This window comes from Limnohabitans sp. (genome assembly GCF_044361985.1).
In the GTDB taxonomy this organism is placed as follows: Bacteria; Pseudomonadota; Gammaproteobacteria; order Burkholderiales; family Burkholderiaceae_C; genus Limnohabitans_A.
In genome coordinates, this window is sequence record NZ_JBIKHV010000101.1 from 1 (window position 1) to 7,111 (window position 7,111).

Here is a 7,111-nt window from a genome sequence, read left to right on the forward strand (position 1 = left end):
GACAGACTGGGCTCGGGTTCACACAGATGTTCAAAATAAAACATCCGGTAGAACAGGCCCAAATATTCTGGGTGCTTCTGCAAGATTTCGTTGTAAATTCGAGCCACACTGACCAGACTGCTCACGCCCCCCTGCTTGGCTTTGCGTACACACAGCAGACCGACTACATCCGATGGGTCTGAGTGGTATGGCAAATAAAGATTGGTTTCATAAACACGTGTGCGAATGTCTTTGGGGTCGCCCACCGCCATCACTTCGCCCAACAAGTCGCCACGCGGGTTTTGGCACACAGGCAAGCCCAGGTGCAAACCAATGCCGTAGTACACCGCTTTCAGTTCATCTTCACTATAGCGATGCACCGGCAAGCCGCGCCACAGAGCAAATCCTCTGCCGTTTTCGAGGACTTCTGCCAAATCTGTAAGCAATTTTTTCAAAGCGTGACCGATTGGAAAGTCATCGCGGGTGAAATTGGGAAAACTGAGACCCTTGCCACGGAGCGTTGCCAGTGAGTCATCTAGGGCTTGAATGTGTGACGAATCAAGATTGAGGACCCAGCTGGTGTCGGTTTGGATATCCTTGCCCGTCCATGCCGCTGGACCTGTGACTGATTGTTTAAGCACGATGCTCATTGATTGACTCTTTCGCTGGAGGCTATTGATGAAACTGGTTGACCCTGCCCATCAGTTGGGCTGTGAAGTTAGGCCATTTGTTTGCATCAGGCTTTCACAGGCTTGCACTCACCGCACATGAACATGCTCTGGTTGAGCAATCGTCTGAATATTCCCAGGGCCCGCGGCTTGTGAAGCCCACATTTGTAGCAACTAATCGAAGACATGTTGGCCGAGTCCTGGAAGGGGGATCCGCCTTCTTTGGTCTTGTAGCGCAACCCGTCTTTGGCGATTTTGGACTCTTGTTCTTTGCTCATAGGTGGATTCTAGGCTTGCAAGCTTGCAAAATCCTATTTATGTTTTGAGCGTGAGATCGCACCTTTGCCGCGTGCAGCCATCACTGTATGTTTCACCGATCGATTGGGGCCCGCTTTTTCATGAAATTCAAACCTGCCCCAAGGCCTTTGACAGTGCGGCGGCCTCCTTCACCAGCAGGGGGCCGAACTGGCGCAGCTTGTCTTCTTTGAGGCGAGCACCCGGCCCGAAAACGGCGATGGAGCCAGCCACCTGGCCATGGCTGTCGAAAAACGGTGCGGCAATGGCCACAGCGCCTTCAATCAATGCGTTCTTGCTGGTGGCATAACCGCGCGTTCGGATCTGCCGCAGCTCTTGTGCAAAGCGAATCGGGTCCAGGGCAATGCCTTCGGCGTAGCGTTCTATGGCTTCGATGGACGTGTTGGCATACGCCAAAATGACTTGACCACTGGCGCCCAGGACGATGCGTTCCTGATAACCAATGCCGCGCTTGAAACTGAGGGCCTGTGGGCTGGGCACTTCGGCAATGCAAAGCCGCATATTGCCTTGTGGCACAAACAGGGCCACGGTTTCCTGCGTGAATTCCCACACCCTTTGCATGACGGGTTGACCCAGGGCCGAGATGTTCATACCGGACGACCACACATGCGTGAGTTGTCCAACGGCAGGCCCCAGCCTGAATTTTTGGGGCTCGCCCATGGACACCACAAACCCCGATTGCACCAAAGTTTGCAGCAAACGGTAAAGCGTGGGCCGACTCAAGTTGACCCGTTGCAGCAACTGGCTGGCGCTCAGTTCATGGTCATTCACCGTGAAAGCCTGCAGGATGTCCAGGGCCCGCTCAACCGCACGAACCCCATCGCCGTTGGTGGATTTCTTCAAGTTCAAGTGTTTTCCTTTCTGGCTGTGGAGGACGGCTGATCTGCAAAACCCTGTCCTCACCATGTGTATAAGTTTGTCCGGCTGGTGGACACAACTATCATTTTAATGAGACAAGCGCAGCCCTCATGGTCTGCGCTCTGAAATTCACTGCTGCTAAGGAGGCGTTTTTTTATGAACAAGGACATGGCTGAAACCCTGACACGGGTAGGCCCTGGTACAAGCATGGGCAACTTGATGCGGCGCTATTGGGTGCCAGCCTTGATGACCCGCGAAATTGAGCTAGCCGACGGCCCGCAAGTCCGGGTGGAGCTGATGGGCGAAAAGCTGCTGGCCTTTCGCAACACCGATGGCAAAGCCTGCATCATTGGCGAGTTCTGTTCACACCGTGGCGTATCGCTTTACTTTGGGCGCAACGAAGAAAATGGCATTCGGTGCGCCTACCACGGCATCAAATTTGATGGTGACGGCCAGTGTGTGGATGTCCCATCTAACCCTCAAGCGTGTGCTCACCGGCACATCAAAGGTTACCCCTGTGTGGAGCGTGGTGGCATCGTCTGGACCTACATGGGGCCTGCGGACAAGATGCCCGAGCCGCCCGAGTTGGAGTGGTGCACCTTGCCGTCGAGCCATGTGTTCGTGTCGAAAAGGTTGCAGTACACCAATTACCTGCAAGCCATGGAAGGCGGTATCGATACCAGCCATGTCTCGTTTGTGCACCGTTATGAAGTGGACACCGATCCGATGCACAAGGGCGTGAAGGCGCTGGACTACATCAAGGCCGATGGCAATGTGGTGTTTGAGATCGAAAAGACCTCGTTCGGCATGACCTTGTTTGGGCGTCGCATGGGCGAACCCGACAGTTTTTATTGGCGCATCACGCAGTGGCTTTTCCCCTGGTTCACCATGATCCCGCCGTTTGGCCACCACGCGCTGGGCGGGCATGCCTGGGTGCCGATCAACGACCACGAGTGCTGGGCATGGAGTATCAACTGGCAACCCAAGCAAGCCTTGACCGCTGAGGAAAATGAAGCCATGGCCAGTGGCAAAGGCATTCATGTCGAATACGATGCGCCGGGCAGTTTTGTGCCCAAGTCCAACCGCAACAACGATTACTTGATGGACCGACAGGCCCAGCAAGAAAAACGTGCCTACAGTGGTGTTTTTGGTTTTTCGGCCCAGGACTATTCGTTGCAAGAAAGCATGGGCACCATCCAGGACCATGCGGCCGAGATACTGCTGCCCTCTGACCGTGCCATTGTGATGGCGCGTCGCATGTTGCACGATGCGGCGGTGGCACTGGAGCAAGGCATTGAGCCGCCAGCCCTGGATGCAAGCGAGCAGCGCGTGCGCCCTGCGGGTGTTTTGCTGCCCAAGGGTGATGACCCCTTGCTTTGGGCGAAAACCCATTTGTCCAACGGCCTGAACGAGCCGGTTTTTTCGATTTAATTTGCGGACACCGCATCACTTCACAACAACAGGAGACAGCATGACAACTTTTAAACGCCGCCAGGTGGCCGCCCTGGCTCTGGCCAGTCTGGGCCTGTTTGCTGCAACGCAAACATCGGCCCAAGAGTGGTCCCCGACCAAGCCTGTGCGCATCATCGTGCCCATTACGGGCAGCACCAACGATGTGCTGGCCCGGTTGATTGCGCCCAAACTGCAAGAGGTCTTGGGCCAGCCCGTGGTGGTTGAAAATAAACCTGGTGCGGGGGGGAACATTGGTGCCGACATGGTCGCCAAGGCCGCACCCGATGGGCACACTTTGCTGATTGGCTACAACGGCCCTTTGGCCATCAACGTGAGTCTGTTTGACAAGATGCCCTATGACCCGGTCAAGGATCTGGCCCCGATCACCCTGATGGTCAAGGCGCCGCAGTACTTGGTCGTCAATCCGGCATCGGGGATCACCAGCGTGAAGGATTTTGTGGAAAAAACCAAGGCGAATCCGGCCAAGTACTCCTATGGTTCGGTGGCCTTGGGCAGTGCTTCGCACCTGACCATGGAGATGTTCAAGTCGGCTGCAGGGTTTCACATCACGCACATTCCTTACCGGGGCGCAGGCCCTGCGGTCAGTGATTTGATTGCAGGGAACATCCAGGCTGCGTTTTTTGTGCCGGGCAATGTGCAGCAATTTGCCAAAGAGGGCCGACTCAAGCTGCTGGCCACATCGGGCCTCAAGCGTTTTGCCAGCACGCCCGATATTCCCACCCTGAGCGAGTCGGGTTATCCCGACTTTGAAGCCACCTCATGGATCGGATTTCTCACTGCGGGCGGTACGCCTGCACCCATCATCGATCGTTACCACCGCGAGATCGTGAAGATCGTGCGTTCGCCCGAGATCACCAAGCGCTTGTTGGAAATGGAGTTTGAAATTGTGGCCACTTCGCCCAATCAGTTCCGTGACTGGATTGGCTCAGAAATCAAGCGCTGGGGCAAAGTGATCAAAGACACAGGCACCAAGGCAGAGTGAGCGGTATGGGCCAATCGCGTCTACCAGGCAAAGTGGCCTTGATCACCGGTGGAGGTTCGGGCATCGGTGCCGCCACAGCACATATTTTTTGCCAAGAGGGCGCCTCGGTATTTTTAGTCGATGCCGATGCGCAGGGTCTTGAACGAACACGCCAGTCGATTTTGCAAAACCTGCCCCATGCCCAGGTGCTGTGTACCCAAGCAGATGTGACGGACGCTGACTTGGCTCTGCAAGCGGTGGCCGATTGTGTCAAGGCGTTTGGCGGCCTGGACATCCTCGTCAACAACGCGGCCATGCGCAACTACTCACCCGCGGCTGAGGCCTCTGCGGCCGATTGGCACGCCATTGTGGGTGTCAACCTGGTGGGCATCACACACTATTGCCACGCTGCTTTGCCGCACCTGCGCAGCACGGGGCAAGGCAGCATCGTGATTGTCTCGTCTTGCTATGCCGTCAAAGGCCGCAAAGGCATGGCGTTGTACGACGCCACCAAAGCCGCTCAATTGGCGTTGACCCGTTCATTGGCCTGCGAAGAATCGGTGCATGGTGTGCGTGTGAATGCGGTGTGTCCCGGCTCAACCTTGACCGATTTCCATGTGGGGCGCGCCCAAAAAATCGGCAAAAGCGTTGAGCAACTCAAGACCGAGCGCAAAGACAGTTCCCTGCTGGGTCGATGGGCAAGTCCCGAAGAAATCGCTTGGCCCATTTTGTGGATGGCTTCTTCAGAGGGCTCTTTCATCACCGGCAGCACCCTGGTGGTGGACGGCGGCTTGCACATCGTTTGAATTGGGCTTTTGGGCATGCCCGGCTTGGTGAGGGCTTGGTGGCGCTTGGGGCGCGCGTCCCGTGCACAGTCGAAGCCGTTCAAGGTTCGATCTGGATCAGAATTTCATTTCTGCGGTTCCACGGCAGCGTGAACGGGTCGTCGTAACGCGCGACCTGCACTTGAGGGCTGAGTTTTAATTTTTTGGCCATCGCCCATGAACGCAGCTGATCGGTTTGCGCCTGAATGGTGGCCTGAGTTGTCCAGCCACTGAAGCGCACGGCAACCACCTCGTGCTCTGGGACCTTGCGCAGCTGAATTTGTGGGCTCAACGGTTGCGGCAAGGATTGCAGGCTTTCTGCAGAAGGCATCACGAAATGAACACGCCAGCCTTGCTCGACAGGCGCCACGGTCACTGGGGCAGTCATGGCAATTTTTCGTTGTTCACCCACTTCGGCTTGAAGGTTATTGCCAAAAATATAAGAGGCTATGCGCCTGAAACCACTGCGACTTGCCGCATCAAAGTCGCCATCCATTTGCGTCTCTGCCACAACGAAAGCAGAGTAGAGCCGGCGCTCAAATGGCGGGGCTGAGTCAATCACCGTGTAACGGGGTTCTTCAATGGCCATGGCGGCCTCACAGATAAAAATAAGAAGTGAAAGTATCCATCGCATCTTCGCATCCTGTTGGTGGTCAAGAAATTGCAGTCCAGCACCCCGGCATTGGTAAATCCAGCTTTGATTTGGAGGCAAGCCCAGGTCATGCCTTTGGGTTTGCGTGTAGGATAAACCCACTGCTTGTTACCCACCCTGAAAGTCCGGGTTTCCCACGTCTGAAGTCCGGTTTTTCCATCCAGCAGCATCCCTGATGAACACCCAAACCATGCAAAATGATGAAGGCTATCTTGGCCGCTCCGGCCCGTCACTTCATAACCTTGTTTACTGCAGCCGCGCAGCCCCTGGGATGGATGCGGCAGCGATCGCTAAGATCATTGCGACAGCCAAGCACCACAACCCCAGGTTTGGTATCACCGGATTGTTGGTATTTGGCAGCGGGATCTTTTTCCAATGGCTGGAGGGGCCACGCGACAACATCACCAGCCTGATGCAGATCATCACCGCGGACCCCCGTCATTCAAGTGTCGTTCTGATCAGTGAAGAAAATGAAGTGCGCGACAGGTTGTTCCCTGATTGGGACATGGAGTTGGTGGAGGCCGCCGATATCCGGGATGTTTTGGCAGATGCCATGCAAGAAGCGACCGATGCAAAACAAAAGCAAGTCCTGGCTCAATTGCTCGATGAACTCAAGGCCGGGTCTCTGGGGGAGTTGGGCGCTGCTTGAGTGTTGGGGCGGACGAAACACGGCGCAGAAGCCACTTTCTGTGTAACTTCCAGACAAAGATGCTGGACGTCATCGGGTGAGTTGAAGTAAGCTACAAGGTTTTCAACGCAACTCGTTGTCGCTCATGGACAGTCCCCTTCCTTCGATACCAGCCAAACGCTATTTCACGATCGGTGAAGTGGGCGAGTTGTGCGGTGTCAAGCCGCATGTTCTGCGCTATTGGGAGCAGGAATTCACCCAGCTGCGACCCGTCAAACGCCGTGGTAACCGCAGGTATTACCAGCACCACGAAGTTCTGATGATTCGGCGCATTCGTGACCTGCTGTATGACCAGGGCTTCACCATCAGCGGTGCGCGCAACAGATTGCAAGAGTTGGTGCATGGCGACAGGTCGCCAGGTCGCGGCCTGAACGAAGCATCCGGTCTGGATGGCGAATCAACGGCATTCAACGAACATGCTGGCGAGTTTTCGGTTTTCGCCTTGGCCGATGTCGACTTTTCCAGCGACAACAGCCATGACACTTCGCTTCAAAAAGAGTTGGTCGCCATCAGAGCTTTGCTCACCCTTTGAGCGCCACTTTATCAGGGTATAATTTGCAGCTTGTCGGCGTGTAGCGCAGCCTGGTAGCGCACTTGCATGGGGTGCAAGGGGTCGCGAGTTCGAATCCCGCCACGCCGACCAATCAATTGAATAAAGGCCTCCAACTGGAAACAGTCGGGGCCTTTTTTTAT

General features: G+C 55.5%; 8 protein-coding genes and 1 tRNA gene. 6 read left to right on the forward strand and 3 right to left on the reverse strand.

What is annotated here, in order from left to right:
- On the reverse strand, positions 1-629 hold a 629-nt coding region (locus tag ACIQ3A_RS12710; RefSeq protein ID WP_396432098.1), incomplete at its 3' end, for a TauD/TfdA family dioxygenase.
- 423 nt (positions 630-1,052) lie between these two features.
- Entirely contained in the window at positions 1,053-1,811 is a 759-nt protein-coding gene (locus tag ACIQ3A_RS12715) for an IclR family transcriptional regulator (RefSeq protein ID WP_396432099.1), read from the reverse strand.
- 177 nt (positions 1,812-1,988) lie between these two features.
- On the opposite strand from ACIQ3A_RS12715, the gene ACIQ3A_RS12720 reads away from it, so the two are divergent.
- Genes ACIQ3A_RS12720 through ACIQ3A_RS12730 form a run of 3 tightly spaced genes read left to right on the forward strand, consistent with a single transcriptional unit; the run spans position 1,989 to position 5,060 of the window.
- Positions 1,989-3,251: a Rieske 2Fe-2S domain-containing protein gene (locus tag ACIQ3A_RS12720; RefSeq protein ID WP_396432100.1), complete on the forward strand. Its 1,263-nt coding sequence runs from the start codon at positions 1,989-1,991 to the stop codon at positions 3,249-3,251.
- Positions 3,252-3,291: 40 nt separating this feature from the next.
- Positions 3,292-4,275 carry a Bug family tripartite tricarboxylate transporter substrate binding protein gene (locus ACIQ3A_RS12725; RefSeq protein WP_396432101.1) on the forward strand — a complete coding sequence of 328 codons (984 nt, stop codon included), beginning with the start codon at positions 3,292-3,294 and terminating at the stop codon, positions 4,273-4,275.
- 5 nt (positions 4,276-4,280) lie between these two features.
- The gene (locus ACIQ3A_RS12730; RefSeq protein ID WP_396432102.1) at positions 4,281-5,060 is read left to right on the forward strand and encodes an SDR family NAD(P)-dependent oxidoreductase; all 780 of its coding nucleotides are present in this window, start codon (positions 4,281-4,283) and stop codon (positions 5,058-5,060) included.
- Between the two features lie 79 nt (positions 5,061-5,139).
- Here the strand turns inward: ACIQ3A_RS12730 and ACIQ3A_RS12735 are convergent, their stop codons facing one another.
- Positions 5,140-5,667: an SOUL family heme-binding protein gene (locus ACIQ3A_RS12735; protein WP_396432103.1), complete on the reverse strand. Its 528-nt coding sequence runs from the start codon at positions 5,665-5,667 to the stop codon at positions 5,140-5,142.
- A 238-nt stretch (positions 5,668-5,905) separates the two neighbouring features.
- On the opposite strand from ACIQ3A_RS12735, the gene ACIQ3A_RS12740 reads away from it, so the two are divergent.
- The 3 genes from ACIQ3A_RS12740 to ACIQ3A_RS12750 all read left to right on the forward strand — a co-directional run bounded on the left by ACIQ3A_RS12740 (position 5,906) and on the right by ACIQ3A_RS12750 (position 7,061).
- Positions 5,906-6,379 carry a BLUF domain-containing protein gene (locus ACIQ3A_RS12740; protein ID WP_396432104.1) on the forward strand — a complete coding sequence of 158 codons (474 nt, stop codon included), beginning with the start codon at positions 5,906-5,908 and terminating at the stop codon, positions 6,377-6,379.
- A 124-nt stretch (positions 6,380-6,503) separates the two neighbouring features.
- A complete protein-coding gene (locus ACIQ3A_RS12745) occupies positions 6,504-6,950 on the forward strand; it encodes a MerR family transcriptional regulator (protein ID WP_396432105.1) in 447 nt (148 codons plus the stop codon).
- 34 nt (positions 6,951-6,984) lie between these two features.
- A tRNA-Pro gene (locus tag ACIQ3A_RS12750) sits at positions 6,985-7,061 on the forward strand.
- The last annotated feature ends 50 nt before the right edge of the window (positions 7,062-7,111 follow it).

Coding starts and splice junctions, on each gene's coding strand:
- ACIQ3A_RS12740 (WP_396432104.1), top strand. CDS start 5,906: ATGAACACCCAAACCATGCAAAATGATGAAGGCTATCTTGGCCGCTCC.
- ACIQ3A_RS12730 (WP_396432102.1), top strand. CDS start 4,281: ATGGGCCAATCGCGTCTACCAGGCAAAGTGGCCTTGATCACCGGTGGA.
- ACIQ3A_RS12720 (WP_396432100.1), top strand. CDS start 1,989: ATGGCTGAAACCCTGACACGGGTAGGCCCTGGTACAAGCATGGGCAAC.
- ACIQ3A_RS12735 (WP_396432103.1), bottom strand. CDS start 5,667: ATGGCCATTGAAGAACCCCGTTACACGGTGATTGACTCAGCCCCGCCA.
- ACIQ3A_RS12725 (WP_396432101.1), top strand. CDS start 3,292: ATGACAACTTTTAAACGCCGCCAGGTGGCCGCCCTGGCTCTGGCCAGT.
- ACIQ3A_RS12745 (WP_396432105.1), top strand. CDS start 6,504: ATGGACAGTCCCCTTCCTTCGATACCAGCCAAACGCTATTTCACGATC.